Here is a 21655-nt window from a genome sequence, read left to right as displayed (position 1 = left end):
GGTCCGGTGGTATGAGGGGGCCGAAGCCCCCTCTGCCAGAGATTTAGAAGAACGCCTGCAGGCCGGTCTGGGCGCGGCCCAGGATCAGCGCGTGCACGTCGTGCGTGCCTTCATAGGTATTCACAGTCTCGAGGTTCATCATGTGGCGGATCACCTGGAATTCGCCGCTGATGCCGTTGCCGCCGTGCATGTCGCGGGACATGCGGGCGATGTCCAGCGCCTTGCCGCAGTTGTTGCGCTTGACGATAGAGATCATCTCGGGCGCGGCGTTGGCGTTGTCCATCAGACGACCCACTTGCAACGAGGCTTGCAGGCCAAGCGCGATTTCGGTCTGCATGTCGGCAAGTTTCTTTTGGAACAGCTGTGTCTGCGCCAGCGGCTTGTTGAATTGTTTGCGGTCCAGACCGTATTGACGCGAGGCGTGCCAGCAGAATTCAGCGGCCCCCAGTGCGCCCCAGCTGATGCCATAGCGGGCGCGGTTAAGACAGCCGAACGGGCCTTTCAGACCTTCGACATGGGGCAGCAGGGCATCTTCGCCGACTTCGACGTTATCCATCACGATCTCGCCTGTGATCGACGCGCGCAGCGACAGTTTGTTGCCGATTTTTGGCGCGGACAGACCCTTCATGCCTTTTTCAAGGATAAAGCCGCGGATCTTGCCGCCGTGCTCTTCGGACTTGGCCCAGACCACGAAGACATCCGCGATCGGCGCGTTCGAGATCCACATTTTAGAGCCGGTCAGCTTGTAGCCGTTGGCGGTTTTCACCGCACGGGTTTTCATGCCCGCAGGGTCGGAGCCCGCATCGGGTTCTGTCAGACCAAAGCAGCCGATGAATTCGCCGCTGGACAGTTTGGGAAGATACTTCATGCGCTGCTCTTCCGAGCCATAGGCGTAGATCGGGTACATGACGAGGCTGGATTGCACGGACATCATCGACCGATAGCCGCTGTCCACGCGTTCCACTTCGCGCGCAACCAGACCGTAAGACACATAATTGCCGCCCAAGCCGCCGTATTGTTCGGGCACGGTGACACCCAGAAGGCCCATGTCGCCCATCTCGCGGAAGATCGCGGGGTCGGTGGTTTCATTGGCAAAAGCGTCGATCACGCGGGGCTGCAGCTTTTCCTGCGCATAGGCGCGCGCGCTTTCCTGGATCATGCGTTCGTCTTCGGTCAGCTGTTCGTTCAGGCGGAACGCATCCGCCCAATCAAAGCTGCCCATGTCGGGGGCGTCTTTGGCTTTCAATACGGGCAATTCGTTGCTCATGGTATGTCCTCCTCGGGGTTCGGATTTGGGCGCAGTATTGCAAAGCCCGGCGGCAATGACTATCGCTGGATACTCCTGAACCTATGAGTCAAAGTCATATGATCGCCCCGCGTCGCTTCCTTCCGTCGGTCAACGCCCTGCTCGCATTCGAGGCAGTGGCACGCTTGGGCAGCGCCACATTGGCGGCGCAGGAACTGTCCCTCACGCAAAGCGCGATCAGCCGGCAGCTCAAGACGCTAGAGGCGCAGTTGAATGTGGCGCTGCTGGATCGCCAGGGGCGTCAGCTGGTACTGACAGAGGCGGGGAAAAGCTATGTAATTCAGGTGCGTGACGTGTTGAACAGGCTGGCTCAGGCCTCCATCACCGCGCGCACGAACCCGATTGCGGGGGCGCTGAACCTTGCCATTCTGCCGGGGTTCGGGATGCATTGGCTGGCCCCGCGGCTGCGCGACTTTGCCCAGTCCCACCCGGAGGTGACGGTGAACCTCAGCACGCGGCTGCATCCGTTTTCTTTCCAGAACAGCCCCTTTGACGCTGCAATACATTTTGGCAAGGAAGACTGGCCCGGTGTGCGCTATTTGCCGCTGATGCCCGAGACGGTGGTCCCCGTCTGCGCGCCCGAGCTGCTCACCGAACCGCTGGAGGATCCCAGCCAGATCCTGCGCTATGCGCTGCTGCATCTGGATACCCGCCCGCGCGGCTGGTCGCGGTGGCTGAGCGCGCTTGGTGTCACGCAAGAACCCCCTGCCGGCATGATGTTCGACCAGTTTTCAACCATGGCGCAGGCGGCGGTGCACGGGTTGGGCGTGGCGCTGCTTCCGACCTTTTCCGCCGAGCCTTATCTGCGCGACGGGCAGCTTGTGCTGGCATCAACGCAGACGACACAGAGCATCGGGAATTACTACCTCGTCTGGCCCGAGGACCGTGCCGAAACCGCGGCCTTGCAGTCGTTCAAGACGTGGCTCGACGGGCAAACGGGTCAGGTTCTTTAGCATAGGCCAAGGTTCTGAGGCATATCCGCCCTATTTCCGCCGCAATCCTGCATTAGCACACCCTTCATCAGTTTTAGGGGGGGGGCCCCTTTTGAAAGGGAGCATGGATATGCCAATTTCACTTACCAAACTCATTTCTGCGGGCGCGACAGCGGTCACACTTGCGGCTGCCACCGCAGCGACCGCGCAAACCCATGACGTCGTGATCTTTGACGACGCCTTCTTTCCTGCCGTGATCTATGTCGACGCCGGGGACGAGCTGCGTTTTGTCAACAACGCCAGCGCCGCGCGCAACGTCAGCGCGGGTGACGGGTCGTGGTCATCCGGCACGCTGGAAACCGGCAGCAGCTTTAGCCAAACGGTAGAGGCAAACAGCCAAGTGACCTTTATCGGCACATCGCTTGGGGAAAACCCCAAAAGCTACTCCGGCGAGATCAGCTTTGACCCCGCACCGCTGAGCGAGTGATCGGGTCCATCCCTGCGCTTGTCGCAGGTGCTTGAAATACAAACGGCGCGCCCCTGTTTCCAGCGGCGCGCCGTTTCGCGTTGATATGGCGACTTGGCTTACTTCACCGTGATGCGGCCATCGGTATAGGGCGTATAGGCCCCGTTGGCGGCGATGAATTCAGCCGTCACATCCGCCAGATCGGGACCGTAATCATAGGCGTTCTGCGCAGAGGTAAACGGCGCATAGCCGTCGCCGCCATTGCGCACATAGTTGTTGGACACGACGCCATAGGTTTTTTCGGGATCAAGCGGCATGCCGGATACGGTGACATCGCTGATGCGGCTGCCCGGCTCGGCGCTGGTGTCCACGGTAAAGGTCATGCCCGCCACTTGCGGAAAACGCCCCGCGACCTCTTCGATCTGGCTCACGCCATTTTCCAGCGCCTCTACCAATGCCGCACCGGTGACCTGAAAGGTCGACAGGGTGTTCTGGAACGGCAGCACCGCCAGTACTTCGCCCATGGTCACCTCTCCGGCGTCGATGGAAGAGCGCAAGCCGCCGCTGTTCTGGATCGCGACCTCGATCCCCTGATCCGCCACACGGGCCAGCATCGCATCAGCAACGAGGTTGCCCATCTGACATTCCTGCACGCGGCAGACCGACCGGTCGCCCTCGATCGGCTCGGTGGTTTCGGCGACGACCTTGCTGCGCAGTTCTTCCAACGGTTGGGCCAGCTCGCCGATACGGGCGACGGTGGTCTCGTCCTCTGCGACGCCTGCGTCGATCAGGATCGGATCGCCCGAGGCTTCCTTGATCTTACCCTCGTCATCGAAGGTCACGTTCAGCTCGCCCAGATATTTACCGTAGGCATAGGCCTGCACAATAGCCGTATCCTTGACCATCGTCGGATAGGCCCCTTCGGCTTTTTCATCGGTATTGGACAGCAGCGTATTGGTGTGCCCGCCGACGATCACATCAACACCTGTGGTATTCTCGGCGACCATCTGGTCGACCCCATAGCCAGAGTGGCTGAGCACGATGATCTTGTTGATACCCTGCGCGGTCAGCAGATCGACCTCGCCCTGCACGGCAGCCACGGAATCGGTAAAGACGACGTTGTCTCCGGGGCTCGACAGTTCGTGGGTGTCTTCGGTGGTCAGCCCGATCAGGCCGATCTTTTCACCGCCACGCTCGATCACAGCAGATTTCGCCAGCTTGTCCGCCAGCAGCGGTTCGGCAGAGACATCGGCATTCGACATCAGGATGGGAAAGTCGATCGCCTCCATGAAACCGGCAAGCACTTCGGGGCCATCGTCGAATTCGTGGTTGCCCACAGTCATGCCGTCATAGCCCAGCATGTTCATCATCTCGGCTGCCATCTTGCCCTTGTAGTGGGTGTAGAACAGCGAGCCCTGAAACTGGTCCCCGCCGTCGACCAGCACATAGTTGTTGGTGCGCGCCTTGGCGTCCTTGATCGCGTTGACCAGCCGTGCGGTGCCCCCGAAACATTCACCGGCGGTATTGTCCTCGACGGAACAAGGGCCATCGTATTTGCTGATCGGTTCAAACCGCGCGTGGAAATCATTGGTGTGCAGGATGGTCAGACTATAATCCGCCGCTGCCATGCCCGAGGTCAGCGCAAGCGCTGCCGTGGCTGTCAGGAATCGTTTCATGATGGGTCCCCCCTTTGGGTTGAATTATGCACCTATGGTGACCCCCAGTTTGCCCCCTTGTCAAAGACCATCTGAGCGCAAACCCGCCCTTCCCCAAGGTCACCGCCCTGCGCTGCGGCAAAGCGCACAGCCCTTGACCGTTTGCACCGACCAAGGCATCACAGCGGCTATGTTGATTTACAAAATTTTCCGCTCCAATGAATGGCAGGCCCTGCGCCGCGACGGCTCTACCACGGGCGCGCCGGTTGATGTCGCCGATGGCTATGTGCATTTCTCGACCTCTGAACAAGCGGCTGAAACCGCTGCGAAACACTTTGCCGGTGAGGCAGACCTGTTTCTTCTGGCCGTAGAGACCGACCGCCTTGGCGATGCGCTGAAATGGGAGGTGTCGCGCGGCGGCGCCGAGTTCCCGCATCTGTACCGCATGCTCATGCTAGAGGATGTGGTTTGGGCCCAGCCCCTGCCCTTGCTGAACGGGGCGCATGAATTTCCCGCTGGCTTTAAGGAAGCTCAATGATGACAGGATATATCGACCCGGATCGCGCACAGTTCGACGCCTTCAAGGGGCTGGACCGCGACACGCCGCTGAATATGGTGAACCTTGTCAAACTGCGCGACAAGGCCGCCTACCCAGACGATCACGCGCTGGCCGCCAAGGCGCTGACAGGGGCGCAAGCCTATAAGAACTACGGTGCGGAAAGTGGGCCGGTGCTGGCAGATGTCGGCGGATCGATCCTGTGGCGCGGCCAGTTCGAGGCGACGCTGATCGGCCCCTCGGACGAGGATTGGGATGTGATGTTCATCGCACAATACCCCAACGCCCATGCCTTTTTGCAGATGATCTCGGACCCGCGGTACAAACAGGCGGTGGTTCACCGTCAGGCCGCGGTTGTGACATCGCGCCTGATCCGCAGCGCACCGCTGCCCCTGACGGATGAATTTGCATGAAACGCATGGCCGAGCAGCTGGGGCTGCGCGCCCTGCATCAGGTTGACCCCGAAACGGCCCATGGTCTGGCAATCACCGCACTGCGGCTTGGCTTGGCCCCTACCCCCGGTCCGGTCACATCGAAACGGCTGAAAACCTCGCTTGCCGGGATGAGCCTGCCCAACCCTGTCGGCCTTGCCGCGGGGTTTGACAAGAACGCCACCGCCGTCGCGCCGCTGTCCAACGCGGGTTTCGGCTTTATCGAGGTCGGGGCCGCCACGCCCCTGCCCCAACCCGGCAACGACAAACCCCGTCTGTTCCGCCTGACCGAGGACCGCGCGGCGATCAACCGCTTTGGCTTCAACAACGAAGGCATGCAGGCGATCTGCACGCGACTGGCGCGCCGCGGCGCGGGCGTGCCCGTGGGGCTCAACCTTGGGGCCAACAAGACCAGCACCGACCGCGCCGCCGATTTCGCCCGCGTGATGGAGCTTGCCCGCGATCACGTGGATTTCGCCACGGTCAATGTATCCTCACCCAATACCGAAAAGCTGCGTGACCTGCAGGGCAAGGCCGCCCTCGCAGCACTTCTGGCCGGCGTGATGGAGGTGCGCGGCGATACGCCCGTGTTCCTGAAAATCGCCCCCGACCTCACCGAGGCGGAGATCGCCGATGTGGCCGAGGTCGCCAATGACGCAGATGTGGCCGCGATCATTGCCACGAATACAACGCTGGACCGCACCGGCCTGAAGAACGCGCAGCGTGACCAGATGGGCGGGCTGTCGGGCGTGCCCCTGTTCGAAAAATCCACCCGCGTGCTGGCGCGCCTGTCGACGCTTACCGATATTCCGCTGGTGGGCGTCGGGGGCATCAGCTCGGCCGAGGATGCCTATGCCAAAATCTGCGCAGGCGCTTCGGCGGTGCAGCTTTATACGGCGCTCGTCTATGGCGGGCTGTCACTGGCGGCGGATATCGCCAAGGGGCTCGACAAACTGCTGAAGCAGGACGGGTTCGATACCGTAGCCGATGCCGTGGGCAGCAACCGCAGCGCCTGGCTTTGACAGGACGCACGGGCGCAGATCGGGGCGCGATCCGCGTGACTTCGCCCCGACCCTGCGCGGGCGGGGCCTATCCCGCCGCACGCTCCAACGCGGGGTAGCGCAGCGCCAGCGTGACCCCACGCGCGACAAAGGAGACCAGCAGCGAAATCCACAGCCCGTGGTTGCCCAGCCACGGCACCAGCAGCGCCGCACTTGCACAGTAGATCACAAACGACACCGCCATCATGTTGCGCATGTCCCGCGACCGCGTGGCCCCGATAAAGATCCCGTCCAGCATCCATGAGGCCCACCCCAGCAGCGGGGCCGCGACCATATAGGGCAAGAACACCCGCGCCTCTTCGCGCACAAGCGGGGCCGTGGTCATGAGGTCGATGATCATGCCCCCGCCCCACGCGAAGCCCACGGTCATCAAGGCACAGGCCAGCAGACCCCAACCGCTGGTCAGCACCGCACCGCGCCGCAGGACATCACGCTGCTTGCCGCCCATGGCCCGCCCGACCAGCGCCTCGGCCGCAAAGGCGAAACCGTCAAGCGCAAAGGCCGTGATCATCAGGAATTGCAGGAGCACCTGGTTAGCGGCGAGCTTTACATCCCCCAACCCCGATCCCAGAAACAGGAACGAGACGAACACCGCCTGCAACAGAAGCGACCGCACAAGGATGTCGCCGTTGACCTTCATCATGTTGATCCAGCGCGGCCCGTCGAACACCTGCGCCCAGTCCCGCCATGCGGGCACTCCGAAAGCCGCACGGCAGAACCACAGCCCAAGCGCCGCACCCGACCATTCCGCCAGAAAGGTCGCGATGGCGACGCCCTGGATCCCCCAGCCGAGCCCCAGCACGAACCACAGGTCCAGCGCGATATTCAGCCCGTTCATCCACAGTTGCACCACCAGCACGGCACGAGTGCGTTCCTGCGCGATCAGCCATCCGGTGATCGCGTATATCGCAATCGCCGCCGGGGCGGACCAGACGCGGATCCCCATATAGGACCGGGCGAGGTTTTCGACCTCTGCGCTGGCCGGAGAAACCTGAAACGCCGCCCAGAACAGCGGTATCTGCAGCATCACCAGCGCAAGGCCCGCCAGCCCGCCGATCAGCAGCCCGCGTGTCAGCAGTGCCGCGACCTCTGCCTCGTTGTTGTTGCCTGCCGCCTGCGCGGTCAGCCCCACGGTGCCCATCCGCAGAAATCCGAATACCCAGTAAAGCGATGACAGGATGATCGCGCCGATGCCCACGGCTCCGATCGGGGCCGCCAACCCGATCTGCCCGACGACGCCGGTATCCACCGCGCCCAAGATGGGCACAGTGGCGTTGGAGATAACAATCGGGATGGCGATGTTCAGCACGCGGCGGTGGGTCACCACCTCTTTCGCGGATAGTTTGCCTTGGGCGACGGCGCTGACTTCGCCCTTGGGGATCGCGTCAGTCACGGCGTTGGGGCATCAGGAAATGACCCGTTGCCTGCGCGAAAAGCTTGCTGCGGTTGTCCTGCCATGCCTCGACATGCACCGAGGCATAGCGCCGCCCCGACCGGTTGATCCGCGCGCGCGCATAGGCATCGCGCGGCAGACCCGAACGCAGGTAATCGACGGTAAAGTCGATGGTCTTGGGCAGTCGTGGCAAATGCGTCGCATCCATCTTTTCGACGGCCAGCGCACCGGATTCAAGATCCTCCCACAGGTATTCCCAGCTTAGCGTGATGATCGAGGTCACCTCAAGGAACGAGGCCGTGACCCCACCGTGCAGCGCCTGCAACAGCGGATTGCCGATCAGCTTGTCGGAAAACGGCAGAACGCCGGTCAGCTCGTCGCCACGGCGGTCGAACTCGATCCCCAGAAAGCTGATGTAGGGCACGCCGTCCACCAGCGCGCGCAGCGCCGCATCGCGACGCTTTTTGACGACCTGTACCGCCTCGGGTTTGCTCCGTGTGCTCATCGTTTGCCCTCCACCGTGAAACTGCCGGTGGCGGTGGCGACCGGGCTGCCGTCTTCTTCGTCCTGTGCCGTGGCGCGCACAAAGGCAACATTCCGCGTCACGTGATAACATTCCGCCCGCGCCGTGATCCGTTGACCGGGCACAGCCGCGCGCAGATATTCGATGCGCAAATCAATCGTCGCCGTCCCGCCGGGATTGCTGGGGTGGCTCATCACCGCGGCCCCGCAGCAGGTATCCATCAACGCCGACACGGCCCCGCCATGCAAGACACCTGTGCGCGGATCGCCGATCAGCCGTTCATCATACGGCATGTCGATCACGGCGACGCCACCATCCAGCTCTTGCAGTTCCATCCCCAGGGCACCGCTGTAAGGCAGCGCCGCGATGAACTGCTTGGCGATGCGAAGTTTGTCTGACATTTTTTACTTCCTTGGCGTTATTCTCCCCATATCAACCGAGCGGCCAAGCAAGAGCAACCCCAGTGTTGCGCTTGGAAAGTGAACCGCATAGTTTCCGAACTTGAGGAGACCAAGATGACAGACAAACGCCTGAACTTTAAAGAAATGTGTGCGGAGTTTGACGTCACGCCGCGCACGTTGCGCTATTACGAGTACATAGAACTGCTCCACCCCGAGCGCGAAGGCCGGTCCCGCAGCTATGGCGCGCGGGAAATCGCCCGCATGAAGCTGATCATGCGGGGGCGCAAGTTCGGGTATTCGCTGGAAGGCATCCGCCAGTGGCTGCTGATCTATGAGAACGAAGGCACCGAAGCGCAAATGCGGGCGTGGGTCATTAGCGCGGACCGCCAGTTGGGAGAGCTGGCAGAACAGCGCAAGCAGTTGGACGAAGCCATCGAAGAGCTGCAAAAATCCCGCGACGATACAGAGGCCGCATTGGCCAAGCGCGACTGATATTTGCGTAGCGCCTTGGGTTTACGGGGCGCTACCACAACTGACAGCCGCTGGCTGGAGGGTGCCGTCGTTGGCAGCATCAAGCTATGGTATGAGAAATCGATGCGATGCGGGCTGGCTTACGCCTGTCGCGCGGCCATCCGACCCATCACATCGGAAAGACGGGTAAGATCTGCTGCTGTCACAATCAGCTCCGACAGTGAATCAGCGTCGAGGCAGGCAGCAAATTCATACGCCACGTCTTCAACAAGCTTGGCCGCATCCTTGAGCCCCCGCGATGCGGAAGACGCGGAAATCACCGGCCCCTGCGCAAGATCATAGGAATTAGGTGTCGTTGAGGGTTTCGGGGGTTTGTTCTGCGCCACGGCCTGTCCACTTACGGTTGAGAATTCGCCACGACTATGCGTCCGACAGGTGATGCGCACGTCCCGTAAGTGCGCGACATCCGGTCACGCTCTCTGCATTACGACAGGTTATCCAGCGACGGGTCGATCAGGCCAAAGGCCAGCCCCCGCACCGCCGCGCGAGTCCTGTCGGTCACATCCAGTTTGCCAAACAGACGCCGCATGATCGTATCGACCGTGTGTCGCGACACCCCCATGATCTGCGCGATCGAGGTGTTGCTCTTGCCGCGCGCGATCCAGCGGAGCAATTCCAGCTCGCGCGGGGACAAGCGCCGATTGGGTGCAGCAGGGCCTGCCACAAGCGCGCAGAACCGCATATGGGCAAACTGGCTGGCGACGTGCAGGTCCAGAACCTCTGCATCGGTCGGACGCGGCCTGTCGTGGTGAAAGCCAATACTGACCAAAGCATTGCGCGCCTGTGGCCCAAAGACCTGACAGACCAGACCATCGGCAAAGCCGAATTCTCTCGCTGTGTTCAGATAGGCTTTCTGCTTTTCGGTCAAGGTGGTCAGCTGCGGCAGGTCACGCCAGAAGAACGGGGTGATCTGTGAGGCCGCGAAGGGGGGAAACGGATCGTCCAGATACAGGTGCTCTTCGGTATACATCCGGTGAAACTCTGCCGGGATACCGATCGCGACAGCGCCAAAGCTAGAGTCCCCCAGCGATTGCACATCAATACTATGGTAGGTGACCGTGCGAAAATCCTGCGCTTTGGCAAAGCGTTGCACCAGCAGCCATAGCGCCGAAACGCTGCTGACCTCGCGCAGACACTCTGTGAATAATCGCGGATCCATATCCTCGGACATATCACCCCCCCCCGGCCGATAAAACTTGCTCCCCCACATCACTTAGTCGGCACGAGATACCTATCAATGACCGCCCGGGGAAAATCCCTGAGGGGTTACGCAGATTTACTCAACGTAAAGCAAATGTTTGACGTAGCGTCCAAGTTACGTAAGCTTGTTTCTGGGTTATACCGCTCCCAGTTTAGGTGAAGTTGACCGTTCTACAGCAGTGATAGAATAGCGAGTAACTGATATGTCCAACACTACGATGACCATCCGCGAGATGTGCACCGCCTTCGATGTGACCCCGCGCACCTTGCGGTTCTACGAAGCGAAAGAACTGCTTTTCCCCGAACGTCAGGGACAAAAGCGCCTGTTTACCAAACGGGACCGTGCGCGGCTGAAACTGATCCTGCGTGGCAAGCGCTTTGGCTTCAGCCTCGAAGAAATCCGCCAGTTGCTGGACCTGTACCACATGGGCGACCAGCAACAGACCCAATTGGCGCGCACCTATGACATCGCGCGCGAACGTCTGGCCGACCTCGAAGCACAGCGCGAGGATCTGAACAACGCCATCGACGACCTGCAAAACCAGTTGAAATGGGGGGAGAAAATGATCGCCTCCATCAACAGCGCCCGCAACGCGGCAGAATAGGCCCGCAGTCCGGCGCACCCGAACACCTGATACACCGACCTAGATATACTGACCAAACGACGGCCAGATGGCCAAGGGAGAACACCACATGCCGAGCTACACCGCCCCGATCAAGGATATGCAATTCGTCCTGCACGATGTGCTGAACGTCACCGCGTCGTCCACCCCCGGCTACGACGAGCTTGAGGCGGATTTCACCTCTGCCATTCTGGAAGAAGCAGGCAAGCTGACCTCCGAAGTCCTCGCCCCGCTGAACGCGGTGGGTGATCAGGAAGGCTGCCGTCTGGAGAACGGCGTCGTCTACACCCCCAAAGGGTTCAAGGACGCCTTTGCAAAGGTCAAGGAAGGCGGCTGGACCGGTCTGGACATGCCAGAGCAATACGGCGGCCAGAACATGCCCTATATCCTCGGCACCGCCGTGGGCGAGATGTTCTCGGCGTCCAACCAGGCGTTCACCATGTATCAGGGCCTGACCCACGGTGCGGCCTCGGCGATCCTCGCCCACGGCTCTGACGCCCAAAAAGATACATATCTGCCCAACATGGTGTCCTGCGAATGGACCGGCACCATGAACCTGACAGAGCCCCACTGCGGCACCGATCTGGGCCTGATGCGCACCAAGGCAGCGCCACAGGAAGACGGCAGCTATAAGATCACCGGCCAGAAAATCTTTATCTCGTCCGGTGAACACGACATGGCCGATAACATCATCCATCTGGTGCTGGCCAAGATCGAAGGCGGCCCCGAAGGCATCAAGGGCGTATCGCTGTTCATCGTGCCCAAGTTCATGGTCGAGGAAGACGGCTCGCTTGGCGAACGCAACGCGGTGTCCGTCGGCTCCATCGAAGAGAAAATGGGCATCCACGGCAACTCTACCTGTGTGATGAACTATGACGGCGCGGTCGGCTACCTGCTGGGTGACGAACACAAAGGCATGCGCGCGATGTTCACCATGATGAACGAAGCCCGCGTGGGCGTCGGCATGCAGGGTCTGGCGCAGGCCGATGTGGCCTATCAGAACGCGCTGGCCTACGCCAAGGACCGCCTGCAAGGCCGTGCCGTCACCGGGACAGAGCACCCCGACAAGCCTGCCGATCCGCTGATCGTCCACCCCGATATCCGTCGCAGCCTGATGGAGCAGAAATCCTTTGTCGAAGGGGCGCGGGCGTTCATCCTCTGGGGGGCCAGCCTGATCGACGCGGCACACCGCGCGGATGACAAGGATGCCGACGGGCTTGTCTCGCTGATGACCCCCGTCATCAAAGGCTTCCTGACCGACATCGGCTATGACATGACGGTCAAGGCGCAGCAGGTCTATGGCGGCCACGGCTATATCGAGGAGTGGGGCATGTCCCAGTTCACCCGCGACGCCCGTATCGCCATGATCTACGAAGGGGCCAATGGCGTTCAGGCGCTGGACCTCGTGGGCCGCAAGCTGGCGCAGGACGGTGGCAAACACGTCATGGCCTTCTTTGATATGGTCAAGACCTTCATCAAGGAAAACGCAGGCCAGGACGCCGAGTTCGACGCCAGCTTTATGGAGCCGCTGAAGGCTGCCAGCAAAGACCTGCAATCGGCGGGCATGTACTTCATGCAAAACGGCATGAAGAACCCCAACAACGCGCTCTCGGGGTCGAATGACTTCATGCATATGTTCGGGCATGTCTGTCTGGGCCTGATGTGGGCGAAAATGGGTCTGGCCGCGAAGAAAGCGCTGAAAGATGGCACCGGCGACGCGTCCTTCTACGAGACCAAGCTGGCAACCGGCCGTTTCTACATGGCCCGCCAACTGCCCGCGACTTCGCTGCATCTCAAGCGGATCGAAACCGGCGCGGATACTGTGATGGCGCTGGACGCGGCAAACTTCTAGGTTGCACCGGGGTGGGGACATCCCCCCACCCCGATGCTGACTGAAAGGACGCCCGATGCCCAAACGTTTCCGCCTGACCCGCCGCTTCCCTGTCGCCATGACCGAAGACGGCTACCGCCGCCTGAAGAAATTCGCAGCAGAGGCGGGATTGGATGAAGGCGAAGCGCTGTCGTTTCTCTTCGAGAACTTCAACAGCGTGATCGACGAAGAGAACCTGACCGCGCGACTGCGGCTGTTCAACGCGAAACTGGACGGACGAAAGAGGTAGCACACCACCACACCCCGAACGCCCTGCCGAACCCGACCCTTCGGGGAGAGTTTAAGGGGCAAAATGAAGCGCAAACACCCTGCCCTGATCCTGCGATCCGCACAACCAAAGCAGGGCTTCACTTTGCACGCGGCTCAGCTCTCCAGCCTGCCGCGCGGGGGTTGAATACGACAGGATGATTAGTAACTGATTAACGCAAACCCGCGCATCTTCATTTTGCCGGATAAACTCCACGGGGGTGTGGGGGTGTGAAACCCCCACGGGACGACGATCGACACACAGGACTTGAGGGAGGGTTCAGATGACCATCAAACTGCATTGCTTCGGCGAAAGCGGAAACGCCTATAAGGCGGCGCTTGCGCTGCAGCTGTCGGGGCTCGACTGGGAGCCGGTGAAGGTTGATTTCTTCGGCGGCGAAACCCGCACGCAGGATTACCGCACGACGATCAATAACATGGGCGAAGCGCCGGTGATGATTGATGGAGACATCCGTCTGACCCAATCCGGCGTGATCCAGGATTATGTCTCGGAGCAATCCGGCAAATTCGGCGGGGGCAATCCGGAAGAGCGCCGAGAGATCCTGCGGTGGGTGCTGTGGGACAACCACAAGCTCAGCTCGAACGCCGGTATGACGCGTTTTTTGATGAACTTCATGCCCGAAGACAAGCAGCCCAAAGAAGTCATCGGCTTTATGCAGGGGCGTTTGTCTGCGGCCTATGCCGTGCTGAACGACCATCTGAACGGCCGCGACTGGATTGTCGGCGACGGGATCACCAACGCCGACCTCAGCTGCTGCGGCTATCTGTATTACCCCGAGCCTTTCGGCTTTGTCCGCAAGGACTGGCCCCATATCGACGCGTGGCTCACGCGTCTGAGCGACACACCGGGCTGGAAAGCCCCCTACGACCTGATGCCCGGCAGCCCTGCTGACCGCGCCTGACCCAAAGGGAGACACCACATGACCGAAGCATATATCTACGACGCCCTGCGCACCCCGCGTGGCAAGGGCCGCAAAGACGGCGCCCTGCACGAGCTGACTTCGTTGCGCCTGTCCGCGCTGACGCTCAATGCGATGAAAGAGCGCAACAACCTGGAAGGCCACGCCGTCGAGGACGTGATCTGGGGGAACGTGACCCAGGTGATGGAACAGGGCGGCTGTCTGGCGCGCTCTGCCGTGCTGGCATCCGATCTGGATGAACGCATCCCCGGCCTGGCCATCAACCGTTTCTGCGCCTCTGGCATGGAAGCTGTGAACCTTGCCGCCAACCAGGTGCGCGGCGGCGCAGGCATGGGCTATATCGCCGGTGGCGTTGAAATGATGGGCCGCGTGGCCATGGGCAGTGATGGTGCTGCGATTGCCGTTGATCCTTCGCTCGCGATGGAGCGGTATTTCGTGCCGCAGGGCATCTCGGCTGACATCATCGCGACCGAATACGGCTTTACCCGTGACGAGGCCGACAAGCTGGCGATGCAGTCGCAGCAGCGTGCCAAGAAAGCCTGGGACGAAGGGCGCTTTGATAAATCCGTGATCGAGATCAAGGACCAGAACGGTCTGTCGATCCTCAGCCATGACGAATACATGCGCCCCCAGACCGACATGCAGTCGCTCGGGTCGCTGAACCCTGCGTTCCAGCAGATGGGCGAGGTCATGCCCGGCTTTGATAAGGTCGCGCTGATGAAATATCCGCACCTCGAAAAGATCAACCACATCCACCACGCGGGGAACTCCTCGGGCATCGTGGACGGTGCGGCGGCTGTCCTGATCGGGAACAAGGAATTCGGCGAGAAATACGGCCTCAAGCCACGCGCGCGCATCCGTGCGACCGCCAAGATCGGGACCGACCCGACCATCATGCTGACCGGTCCTGTTCCCGTGACCGAAAAGATCCTCGCCGACAATGGCATGAACATCAACGACATCGATCTGTTCGAGGTCAACGAGGCCTTCGCCGCTGTGGTCATGCGCTTCATGCAGGCGTTCGACGTTGATGAAAGCAAGGTCAACGTGAACGGCGGGTCGATCGCCATGGGTCACCCCTTGGGGGCCACCGGCGCGATGATCATCGGCACGCTGCTGGACGAGCTTGAGCGTTCGGACAAGGAAGTCGGGATGGCCACGCTTTGTATCGCCTCCGGCATGGGTGCCGCCACCATCATCGAACGCGTTTGATGGGCGACCAGCCGCATCCTTTCCACGCCGTGGCCGATCTGGCAGCGCGGCGTGGGCTGAGGGACCTTAAGCTCGCAGAAGAACGCGGGGCGCAATATGTGCGCCTGTATCAGGCCACGCCGCCGCTGTTCTTCAAGCATCGCAACGATCCAAGCGACAGCTATGACCGCGAGCGGTTCAAGGACTTCAAACGGATACTGTTAAGCGAGGAAGACTGCGACAAAGGCCCCGAAGCCACCATCGCCTTGATCCGCTCACTGCTTGAAAAATTCGCTGACTATACGCCTCAGCGCTCGTAACACACTCCAAATCAGGGAGAGATTTAAATGACCGATTTCACCATGAAGACAGACGCCGACGGCGTCGCCATCATCACCTGGGACGTGCCCGGAAAATCCATGAACGTCATGTCGATCGAGGGCCTGTCCGAGCTGGACAGCATCATCGACACAGTCCTATCCGACGACGCCATCAAGGGGGCCGTGATCACCTCTGGCAAGGACGGGTCCTTTGCCGGTGGTATGGACCTGAACCTGCTTGCCAAGATGCGCGAAGACGCAGGCGATGATCCGGCACAGGGGCTGTTTGACGGCACGATGAAAATGCACGCCCTGCTGCGCAAGATCGAACGCGCGGGCATGGACGCAAAAACCAACAAGGGCGGCAAGCCGATTGCCTCTGCCCTGCCCGGCACAGCCGCGGGCATCGGGCTTGAACTGCCGCTGGCCACGCACCGCATCTTTGTCGCCGACAACCCAAAGGCGCGTATCGGTCTGCCCGAGATCATGGTCGGCATCTTCCCCGGCGCGGGCGGCACCACCCGTCTGGCGCGCAAACTGGGCGCGATGGCCGCATCGCCCTTCTTGCTGGAAGGCAAGATGGTTGCCCCTGCTGCCGCGAAATCTGCCGGTCTGATCGACGAAGTTGTCGCTGATCCGGTAGCCGCCGCGAAAGAATGGGTGCTGAATGCAAAGGATGCGGACATTCTGAAACCCTGGGACGCCAAGGGCTACAAGATGCCCGGTGGTGCCCCCTATCACCCTGCGGGCTTCATGACGTTTGTCGGGGCCAATGCGATGGTCAACGGCAAGACCCAAGGTGCCTTCCCTGCGGCCAAGGCCCTGATGAGCGCCGTATACGAAGGCTCGCTTGTGCCATTTGATACCGCGCTGAAGATCGAGGCGCGCTGGTTCACCAACATCCTGCTGAACCCGTCCTCCTCTGCCATGATCCGGTCGCTGTTCCTGAACAAGGAAGCGCTGGAAAAAGGCGCGGTACGTCCCGAAGGCGTTGCCGATCAGCGCGTCAAGAAACTGGGCGTTCTGGGGGCTGGCATGATGGGTGCGGGCATCACGCTTGTGTCCGTGCAAGCCGGGATCGAGGTCGTGTTGATCGACCAGACCCAAGAAGCCGCCGACAAGGGCAAAGCCTACTCCGCCAGCTTCTTTGACAAGGGCATCGCGCGCAAGAAATCCACCGAGGAAAAGAAAGCCGCCGCCCTTGATCTGATCACCGCGACCACCGATCTGGACGCGCTGAAAGGCTGTGACCTGATCATCGAAGCCGTCTTCGAAGACCCTGCCGTCAAGGCCGAGATGACCAAGAAGGTCGAAGCCGTGATCCCCGAGGATTGCATCTTTGCCTCCAACACCTCGACCCTGCCGATCACCGAGCTGGCCAAAGCCTCCAGCCGGGCGGATCAGTTCATCGGCATCCACTTCTTCTCGCCCGTCGAGAAAATGGCGCTGGTGGAAATCATCAAGGGGGCCGAGACTGGCGACCGTGCGGTAGCCAAATCGCTCGACTATGTGCGCCAGATCCGCAAGACGCCGATCGTGGTCAACGACGCGCGGTTCTTCTATGCCAACCGCTGCATCATCCCCTATGCCAACGAAGGCGCGCGGATGATCACCGAAGGGGCGGCACCGCAACTGGTCGATCACGCGGCGCAGCTTCTGGGCTTCCCTGTGGGGCCGGTGCAGCTGACCGATGAAACCTCGATCGATCTGGGGGCCAAGATTGCCCGCGCGACCAAGGCGGCCATGGGCAATGCCTATCCTGCCAGCCAAGCGGATGATCTGATTTTCTGGATGGAAGATCTGGGTCGTCTGGGCCGCAAGGCGAACGCGGGCTTCTTTGACTATGACGAAAAGGGCAAGCGTCAGGGCTATTGGAAGGGGATGCACGACAAGTTCCCGCTGGCCGAGGAACAGCCAGACCTGCGCGACGTGCAGGACCGTCTGATGTTCGTTCAGGTGCTCGAAGCGGTACGTGCGCTGGAAGAAGGCGTGCTGGAAGACATCCGCGAAGGCGACGTGGGCGCAATCCTTGGCTGGGGCTTTGCGCCCTGGTCCGGCGGCCCATTCAGCTGGCTCGACATCATCGGCACGCCCTATGCCGCGGAACGTTGTGACCAGTTGGAAGCGCAGTTCGGCGAGCGGTTCAAATGCCCTGACCTGCTGCGTGAAATGGCCGAGAAGAACCAGACCTTCTACGGTCGCTTCGGGCCGGACGCCAAAGCCGCCTGAGACGGCAACGCCCGATAGAGAAAACGGAAACGGCCAGCAGATCTTGCTGGCCGTTTTGCTTTGCGGGGGATGTACCGCCCGCGCTCTCAGCCGTCGAAACTGTAGCCGAAACGCGCGATATCCTCGGCACAGGTCGTGGCGATCAGGTCGCGGGTTTGGGGGGTGTAGTAGTCCCGATAGCCCGCCGCGCGGTCAGACGCATTCGCATGCGGCAACGTCAGATCAAAGCCCAGATGGTCGAACAGCGGCTGCGCGTCCTGCGCGAAATGTTCGATCCGGATGAACAGGTTGCTTTGATCCTCGCCCGCCCCGTCGCGCAGATATAACCCATAGGGAGAGGCCAGAAGGCTGCCCTGCACGGTAGGCGTCTGCACGAAGACATCAAACGCCAGCGACTTGGCAAGCCCCACGGCGGGATGATCGAACCCCTGCGCGCGCAGCCAGTGGTAATAGCTGACCATCCGGTCCCAAGGGTTACGCACCAGCGCAAAGGCAAACATCCGGGCAATCTCTTGGCGGGTGACCACGCCTTCGATATCGGCAAGGGTTGCGTGCTTCCAAAGCCGCCCTGCCGACGCCGCCCCTGACAGACGCTTGCGCCGCTTGACCGCCTTGGGCGTGTCGCCCAGCATCAGATCGTCCTTCATCGCCCGTGCTTCCAGCGCGAGCGCAAGGGACGTGCCTCCGGTCTTGGGGATATGCACAAAGATGTAGTTGCGCCCGCGGCTGATGATCATGACCGCCCCGCCGCATCTGTGATTGGCCGCTTTACGCTCGTGCCCATATCCTGCCTCTGCCCTGCTTTTATCATCCTTCCCAAAACGGGGGATGCTGCGCAATAGTAACCGGGACAAAGCGAATAAAGACAGGGTGCGCCATGGGCTGGATGACGAACGAAGACGGGTTGGACAAATGCGCCGCGAATTACGTGCCGCTCACGCCGCTATCGCACCTGAAACGCGCGGCCCATGTCTTTGCCGATGTGACGGCGGTGATCTACGGCGCGCATCGGGTGACCTATGCGCAGTATCACGCACGCTGTTCACAGCTTGCTTCGGCCTTGGTGGCGACGGGGGTTGAACCGGGTCAGGTTGTGGCAACGATCCTGCCCAATATCCCCGCGCAGGCAGAGGCGCATTTCGGCGTGCCCGCCTGCGGTGCCGTGCTTAACACCATCAACACGCGGCTGGATGTGGATACTGTGGGCTACATCCTCGACCACGGCGAAGCGCGGGTGCTGCTGGTCGATACGCAGTTCGTCGATCTGGCCGAGGCGGCCTGTGCAACGCTCGACGGCCCGCCCCCGCTGCTGATCGAAGTGCCTGACCTCGCGGCGGGGTTTCCGGCAACGGGTCGCCACACGACATACGATGATTTCATCGCCACCGGTGACCCTGCGTTCAACTGGATCATGCCCGACAACGAATGGGAAAGCCTTGCGCTCAACTATACCTCTGGCACGACGGGGCGGCCCAAGGGCGTGGTCTATCACCATCGCGGGGCCTATCTGATGACCATGGGCACGGTGGTCAGCTGGCGTATGGTGATGCGGCCCGTGTTCATGCAGATCGTACCGCTGTTTCACTGCAACGGCTGGAACCACACGTGGATGATGCCCCTTTTGGGGGGCACACTGGTCTGCTGCCGCGACATCACTGCCGCTGCGATCTATGACGCCATCGCCGACGAAGGCGTGACCCATTTTGGCGGTGCCCCCATCGTGCTGAACATGATGGTGAACGCGACGGAAGCCGAACGCCGCGCCTTTGATTATCAGGTGGAGATCTTCACAGCCGGTGCGCCCCCTGCCCCTGCCACCCTGTCCAAGATCGAAGCTTTGGGGTTCAACGTCACGCAGGTCTACGGGCTGACCGAGACCTACGGCCATGTCACTGAATGTCTGTGGGACCCCGCATGGGACAGCGCCCAAGGGGCCGAGCGCGCCGCGATCAAGGCCCGTCAGGGCGTCGCCATGCCGATGATGGAAGAGATCACCGTTATGGACAGCGAAATGGCCCAAGTCCCGCTAGACGCTGCCACACAGGGAGAGATCATGATCCGCGGCAATTCGGTGATGAAAGGGTATTTCAAGAACCCCGCCGCCACGCGCGCGGCCTTTGCGGGCGGGTACTTCCATTCGGGCGATCTGGCGGTGCAGCATCCGAACGGACATATGCAGATCGCCGACCGCGCCAAAGACATCATCATCTCGGGCGGCGAGAACATCTCGTCCGTCGAGGTCGAAGGCGTATTGATGGGGCATCCGGATGTGAACCTCGCCGCCGTTGTCGCGCAACCGGACGAGAAATGGGGCGAAGTGCCCTGTGCTTTTGTCGAGCTAAAACCGGGCCGGAGTGGGGACGAAGCCGCCATGATCGCCTTTGCGCGCGACACGCTTGCGGGGTTCAAAGCACCCAAACGCGTGGTGTTTCAAGAGCTGCCGAAAACCTCGACCGGGAAGATCCAGAAATTCGAACTGCGCGCGCAGGCCGCCAGGCTTTAGTGCGGTCTACATCGCGCGCTGTGTGACAACCGGATCGGCGACGATCACCGCCTCTGCCTGCTCTTGCGGGCCGAGCCGTTTTTCATACCGCCAGACGTCGATCTGCAACGGCCCCTCGCCGGTTTCGACCTCGTAGGGGATCGTGCCTGCCTGCACCCAACCGCAGGCCTCATAGAACCGCGCGGCGCGGGTGTTGCCAACCGAACAGGCCAGCCATTTCAGCCCATGCCCCAGCTCTGCTTCCGTCGCTGCCATCATCTGCTGCGCCAGACCGCTGCCCTGAAAGGCATCACTGACGTAGAACTGGTAGATCTCGTCATGGTCCACCATGAAGAACCCTGCGATCTGCCCTTCGACCCAGACCACCTGCGTATGCTTAAGGTGCACACGCATCCGCATCGTGAACTCTTCGAAACTGCGCAGGGCGGTCAAGGCGGGCGGCACGACATCGGCATGGGCCTGATGCCAACCACGATACCAGATCTCGACAAGTCTGGCGGCATCATCGGGATGTGCGGGCTTGATCTGCATGGGACGCTCCTTTCGAATTCTCCTATGCTGTCTTAAGTCCACCCATTGCTCAACCCGTGTCAGGTGGTAAACTATCCAAAACAGTTAGGCACTATACTTCAGGATATGACAGCCCTTTCCAAATACGCCCGGTTGGAAGCAACCGGACTATGGCGTTCGGCCCCCGATGCCCAACGTCGCGAAGTCATCGTGTCGATCGGCGATGCGACACTGGTGATTTCCGACCTCAAGGATCAGGCGCTGACCCATTGGTCACTGGCGGCTTTGGCGCGGTCAAACCCTGGCACCCGCCCTGCGATTTTCCACCCCGACGGCGACCCCAGTGAAACGCTGGAAATCCCCGACAGCGAGGGAGAGATGATCGACGCCATCGAAACCCTGCGCCGCGTGGTCGAACGCCGTCGCCCCCGCCCGGGGCGGCTGCGCTTTGCCGGGGTGCTGACCTCGGCGCTGGTGGTGGCGGCGGTGGCGCTGTTCTGGCTGCCAGGCGCGCTGCAAGATCACACGCTGCGGGTGGTGCCCAAGGTCAAACGCGCCTCCATCGGGGCGGCGCTGCTGAAAAAGATCGAACGGGTGTCCGGCCCCGCCTGTACCAACGCCCGCGGGCGCACGGCGCTGGCAAAGCTCGGCGCACGGCTGTCGTCTGATCCGATGGTGGTGCTGCCCGCCATGACCCGCCCCAGCCTACACCTGCCCGGCGGGCTGATCGTGCTGAACAAGACCCT

General features: G+C 61.3%; 23 protein-coding genes and 1 pseudogene. 15 read left to right on the top strand and 9 right to left on the bottom strand.

Annotated features, from left to right (window positions below; all coding sequences use genetic code 11):
- Positions 1-43: 43 nt before the first annotated feature.
- Positions 44-1267 carry an acyl-CoA dehydrogenase gene (locus B3849_RS15350; protein ID WP_278375204.1) on the bottom strand — a complete coding sequence of 408 codons (1224 nt, stop codon included), beginning with the start codon at positions 1265-1267 and terminating at the stop codon, positions 44-46.
- 98 nt (positions 1268-1365) lie between these two features.
- Between B3849_RS15350 and B3849_RS15345 the strand changes: the two genes are divergently transcribed.
- Both B3849_RS15345 and B3849_RS15340 read left to right on the top strand, forming a co-directional pair.
- Positions 1366-2259: a LysR substrate-binding domain-containing protein gene (locus tag B3849_RS15345; RefSeq protein ID WP_037945092.1), complete on the top strand. Its 894-nt coding sequence runs from the start codon at positions 1366-1368 to the stop codon at positions 2257-2259.
- Positions 2260-2368: 109 nt separating this feature from the next.
- The gene (locus B3849_RS15340) at positions 2369-2725 is read left to right on the top strand and encodes a cupredoxin domain-containing protein (protein ID WP_005849451.1); all 357 of its coding nucleotides are present in this window, start codon (positions 2369-2371) and stop codon (positions 2723-2725) included.
- A gap of 98 nt (positions 2726-2823) precedes the next feature.
- Here B3849_RS15340 and B3849_RS15335 read toward each other — a convergent pair whose 3' ends face one another.
- Positions 2824-4380 carry a bifunctional metallophosphatase/5'-nucleotidase gene (locus B3849_RS15335; RefSeq protein WP_278425562.1) on the bottom strand — a complete coding sequence of 519 codons (1557 nt, stop codon included), beginning with the start codon at positions 4378-4380 and terminating at the stop codon, positions 2824-2826.
- Positions 4381-4549: 169 nt separating this feature from the next.
- On the opposite strand from B3849_RS15335, the gene B3849_RS15330 reads away from it, so the two are divergent.
- From B3849_RS15330 to B3849_RS15320, 3 genes are read left to right on the top strand one after another with little or no spacing between them, the layout of a single operon-like run.
- Positions 4550-4897 (top strand): DUF952 domain-containing protein, encoded by a 348-nt coding sequence (locus B3849_RS15330; protein WP_278425561.1) that lies wholly within the window; start codon positions 4550-4552, stop codon positions 4895-4897.
- Positions 4897-5328: a DUF1330 domain-containing protein gene (locus B3849_RS15325; protein WP_037954495.1), complete on the top strand. Its 432-nt coding sequence runs from the start codon at positions 4897-4899 to the stop codon at positions 5326-5328. The genes B3849_RS15330 and B3849_RS15325 overlap by 1 nt, the downstream gene beginning before the upstream one ends.
- Positions 5325-6368 carry a quinone-dependent dihydroorotate dehydrogenase gene (locus B3849_RS15320; protein WP_286780412.1) on the top strand — a complete coding sequence of 348 codons (1044 nt, stop codon included), beginning with the start codon at positions 5325-5327 and terminating at the stop codon, positions 6366-6368. The genes B3849_RS15325 and B3849_RS15320 overlap by 4 nt, the downstream gene beginning before the upstream one ends.
- 67 nt (positions 6369-6435) lie before the next feature.
- On the opposite strand, the gene B3849_RS15315 is transcribed toward B3849_RS15320, so the two are convergent.
- From B3849_RS15315 to B3849_RS15305, 3 genes are read right to left on the bottom strand one after another with little or no spacing between them, the layout of a single operon-like run.
- Complete coding sequence (locus B3849_RS15315; RefSeq protein ID WP_278425559.1) at positions 6436-7800, bottom strand: MATE family efflux transporter; 1365 nt, start codon at positions 7798-7800, stop codon at positions 6436-6438.
- Positions 7793-8305, bottom strand: a complete 513-nt coding sequence (locus B3849_RS15310) for a PaaI family thioesterase (RefSeq protein ID WP_278425558.1) — start codon at positions 8303-8305, stop codon at positions 7793-7795. Before B3849_RS15310 ends, B3849_RS15315 begins: the two co-directional genes overlap by 8 nt.
- Positions 8302-8724, bottom strand: a complete 423-nt coding sequence (locus tag B3849_RS15305; protein WP_005849458.1) for a PaaI family thioesterase — start codon at positions 8722-8724, stop codon at positions 8302-8304. Before B3849_RS15305 ends, B3849_RS15310 begins: the two co-directional genes overlap by 4 nt.
- A 114-nt stretch (positions 8725-8838) precedes the next feature.
- Between B3849_RS15305 and B3849_RS15300 the strand changes: the two genes are divergently transcribed.
- Positions 8839-9216, top strand: a complete 378-nt coding sequence (locus B3849_RS15300; RefSeq protein WP_184581603.1) for a MerR family transcriptional regulator — start codon at positions 8839-8841, stop codon at positions 9214-9216.
- Between the two features lie 119 nt (positions 9217-9335).
- Here the strand turns inward: B3849_RS15300 and B3849_RS15295 are convergent, their stop codons facing one another.
- Both B3849_RS15295 and B3849_RS15290 read right to left on the bottom strand, forming a co-directional pair.
- Complete coding sequence (locus B3849_RS15295; RefSeq protein WP_064217104.1) at positions 9336-9581, bottom strand: hypothetical protein; 246 nt, start codon at positions 9579-9581, stop codon at positions 9336-9338.
- Between the two features lie 98 nt (positions 9582-9679).
- The gene (locus B3849_RS15290; protein ID WP_278425556.1) at positions 9680-10426 is read right to left on the bottom strand and encodes a helix-turn-helix transcriptional regulator; all 747 of its coding nucleotides are present in this window, start codon (positions 10424-10426) and stop codon (positions 9680-9682) included.
- A 232-nt stretch (positions 10427-10658) separates the two neighbouring features.
- On the opposite strand from B3849_RS15290, the gene B3849_RS15285 reads away from it, so the two are divergent.
- The 7 genes from B3849_RS15285 (at position 10659) to B3849_RS15255 (ending at position 17896) form a co-directional block, all read left to right on the top strand.
- Entirely contained in the window at positions 10659-11060 is a 402-nt protein-coding gene (locus tag B3849_RS15285; protein ID WP_037944722.1) for a MerR family transcriptional regulator, read from the top strand.
- A gap of 88 nt (positions 11061-11148) precedes the next feature.
- A complete protein-coding gene (locus B3849_RS15280) occupies positions 11149-12930 on the top strand; it encodes an acyl-CoA dehydrogenase C-terminal domain-containing protein (RefSeq protein WP_278425555.1) in 1782 nt (593 codons plus the stop codon).
- Positions 12931-12985: 55 nt separating this feature from the next.
- Positions 12986-13198: a hypothetical protein gene (locus B3849_RS15275; protein ID WP_278425554.1), complete on the top strand. Its 213-nt coding sequence runs from the start codon at positions 12986-12988 to the stop codon at positions 13196-13198.
- A gap of 301 nt (positions 13199-13499) precedes the next feature.
- Positions 13500-14138: a glutathione S-transferase family protein gene (locus B3849_RS15270; RefSeq protein ID WP_278425553.1), complete on the top strand. Its 639-nt coding sequence runs from the start codon at positions 13500-13502 to the stop codon at positions 14136-14138.
- An 18-nt stretch (positions 14139-14156) separates the two neighbouring features.
- Positions 14157-15368 (top strand): acetyl-CoA C-acetyltransferase, encoded by a 1212-nt coding sequence (locus B3849_RS15265; RefSeq protein WP_005849466.1) that lies wholly within the window; start codon positions 14157-14159, stop codon positions 15366-15368.
- A complete protein-coding gene (locus B3849_RS15260; protein WP_278375197.1) occupies positions 15368-15667 on the top strand; it encodes an acetyl-CoA acetyltransferase in 300 nt (99 codons plus the stop codon). The genes B3849_RS15265 and B3849_RS15260 overlap by 1 nt, the downstream gene beginning before the upstream one ends.
- A gap of 27 nt (positions 15668-15694) precedes the next feature.
- Entirely contained in the window at positions 15695-17896 is a 2202-nt protein-coding gene (locus tag B3849_RS15255) for a 3-hydroxyacyl-CoA dehydrogenase NAD-binding domain-containing protein (protein ID WP_278425552.1), read from the top strand.
- An 86-nt stretch (positions 17897-17982) separates the two neighbouring features.
- Here the strand turns inward: B3849_RS15255 and B3849_RS15250 are convergent, their stop codons facing one another.
- On the bottom strand, positions 17983-18633 hold the full coding sequence (locus B3849_RS15250; RefSeq protein ID WP_278425551.1) for a sulfotransferase family 2 domain-containing protein: 651 nt from the start codon (positions 18631-18633) through the stop codon (positions 17983-17985).
- Positions 18634-18773: 140 nt separating this feature from the next.
- Between B3849_RS15250 and B3849_RS15245 the strand changes: the two genes are divergently transcribed.
- Entirely contained in the window at positions 18774-20399 is a 1626-nt protein-coding gene (locus tag B3849_RS15245; RefSeq protein ID WP_286780411.1) for an AMP-binding protein, read from the top strand.
- A gap of 6 nt (positions 20400-20405) precedes the next feature.
- On the opposite strand, the gene B3849_RS15240 is transcribed toward B3849_RS15245, so the two are convergent.
- Positions 20406-20930: a GNAT family N-acetyltransferase gene (locus B3849_RS15240; RefSeq protein WP_005849471.1), complete on the bottom strand. Its 525-nt coding sequence runs from the start codon at positions 20928-20930 to the stop codon at positions 20406-20408.
- Positions 20931-21035: 105 nt separating this feature from the next.
- Here B3849_RS15240 and B3849_RS15235 point away from each other — a divergent pair.
- Positions 21036-21655 (top strand): annotated as a pseudogene (locus B3849_RS15235) (hypothetical protein); the annotation flags it as partial.

The organism is Sulfitobacter sp. UBA4523 (assembly GCF_002388305.1).
In the GTDB taxonomy this organism is placed as follows: domain Bacteria; phylum Pseudomonadota; class Alphaproteobacteria; order Rhodobacterales; family Rhodobacteraceae; genus Sulfitobacter; species Sulfitobacter pontiacus.
This window is presented reverse-complemented; position numbering and strand designations above follow the sequence as displayed.

Excerpts from the sequence above, each read along its gene's own strand:
- B3849_RS15255 (WP_278425552.1), top strand. The coding sequence starts at position 15,695 with ATGACCGATTTCACCATGAAGACAGACGCCGACGGCGTCGCCATCATC.
- B3849_RS15285 (WP_037944722.1), top strand. The coding sequence starts at position 10,659 with ATGTCCAACACTACGATGACCATCCGCGAGATGTGCACCGCCTTCGAT.
- B3849_RS15290 (WP_278425556.1), bottom strand. The coding sequence starts at position 10,426 with ATGTCCGAGGATATGGATCCGCGATTATTCACAGAGTGTCTGCGCGAG.
- B3849_RS15320 (WP_286780412.1), top strand. The coding sequence starts at position 5,325 with ATGAAACGCATGGCCGAGCAGCTGGGGCTGCGCGCCCTGCATCAGGTT.
- B3849_RS15240 (WP_005849471.1), bottom strand. The coding sequence starts at position 20,930 with ATGCAGATCAAGCCCGCACATCCCGATGATGCCGCCAGACTTGTCGAG.
- B3849_RS15310 (WP_278425558.1), bottom strand. The coding sequence starts at position 8,305 with ATGAGCACACGGAGCAAACCCGAGGCGGTACAGGTCGTCAAAAAGCGT.
- B3849_RS15265 (WP_005849466.1), top strand. The coding sequence starts at position 14,157 with ATGACCGAAGCATATATCTACGACGCCCTGCGCACCCCGCGTGGCAAG.
- B3849_RS15300 (WP_184581603.1), top strand. The coding sequence starts at position 8,839 with ATGACAGACAAACGCCTGAACTTTAAAGAAATGTGTGCGGAGTTTGAC.
- B3849_RS15350 (WP_278375204.1), bottom strand. The coding sequence starts at position 1,267 with ATGAGCAACGAATTGCCCGTATTGAAAGCCAAAGACGCCCCCGACATG.
- B3849_RS15335 (WP_278425562.1), bottom strand. The coding sequence starts at position 4,380 with ATGAAACGATTCCTGACAGCCACGGCAGCGCTTGCGCTGACCTCGGGC.
- B3849_RS15250 (WP_278425551.1), bottom strand. The coding sequence starts at position 18,633 with ATGATCATCAGCCGCGGGCGCAACTACATCTTTGTGCATATCCCCAAG.
- B3849_RS15260 (WP_278375197.1), top strand. The coding sequence starts at position 15,368 with ATGGGCGACCAGCCGCATCCTTTCCACGCCGTGGCCGATCTGGCAGCG.
- B3849_RS15345 (WP_037945092.1), top strand. The coding sequence starts at position 1,366 with ATGATCGCCCCGCGTCGCTTCCTTCCGTCGGTCAACGCCCTGCTCGCA.
- B3849_RS15275 (WP_278425554.1), top strand. The coding sequence starts at position 12,986 with ATGCCCAAACGTTTCCGCCTGACCCGCCGCTTCCCTGTCGCCATGACC.
- B3849_RS15340 (WP_005849451.1), top strand. The coding sequence starts at position 2,369 with ATGCCAATTTCACTTACCAAACTCATTTCTGCGGGCGCGACAGCGGTC.
- B3849_RS15330 (WP_278425561.1), top strand. The coding sequence starts at position 4,550 with ATGTTGATTTACAAAATTTTCCGCTCCAATGAATGGCAGGCCCTGCGC.
- B3849_RS15325 (WP_037954495.1), top strand. The coding sequence starts at position 4,897 with ATGACAGGATATATCGACCCGGATCGCGCACAGTTCGACGCCTTCAAG.
- B3849_RS15270 (WP_278425553.1), top strand. The coding sequence starts at position 13,500 with ATGACCATCAAACTGCATTGCTTCGGCGAAAGCGGAAACGCCTATAAG.
- B3849_RS15305 (WP_005849458.1), bottom strand. The coding sequence starts at position 8,724 with ATGTCAGACAAACTTCGCATCGCCAAGCAGTTCATCGCGGCGCTGCCT.
- B3849_RS15245 (WP_286780411.1), top strand. The coding sequence starts at position 18,774 with ATGGGCTGGATGACGAACGAAGACGGGTTGGACAAATGCGCCGCGAAT.
- B3849_RS15280 (WP_278425555.1), top strand. The coding sequence starts at position 11,149 with ATGCCGAGCTACACCGCCCCGATCAAGGATATGCAATTCGTCCTGCAC.